Source organism: Psychrobacter sp. CAL346-MNA-CIBAN-0220 (assembly GCF_040309805.1).
In the GTDB taxonomy this organism is placed as follows: Bacteria; Pseudomonadota; Gammaproteobacteria; order Pseudomonadales; family Moraxellaceae; genus Psychrobacter.
Window position 1 is genome coordinate 1 of the sequence record NZ_JBEOPF010000094.1, and the last position, 290, is coordinate 290.

Genomic DNA, 290 nt, shown 5'->3' on the forward strand with positions numbered 1-290 from the left:
CTGTTGGCCATAATGTATACGGCAGCAGCTTTGAGCATAAAAGAGGGAGCTAATTGTTCTTTAAAATAGGCCATCGAAATCGCGGGCACAGCGGCCAACAAAATGCCCTGCAATAAGCGCACCCATAATAAGTCATCGAATGTTTGGGCAAACACTAATAAAATATTCGACCCTGCGAGCAGCCATAAACTCACCACAATAGGAGCCAACCGTCCTATCCTGTCAGATAAAACTGCATAAAAAAGCAATGAAAAAGCTAAGGTGAAACTGGTAACAGATAACACCAAAGT

General features: G+C 42.8%; 1 protein-coding gene. It reads right to left on the reverse strand.

The annotated features are described in order from the left end of the window. The coding region (locus AAEY88_RS12840) for an MFS transporter (protein WP_350563004.1) at positions 1 to 290 on the reverse strand (290 nt) is incomplete at both ends.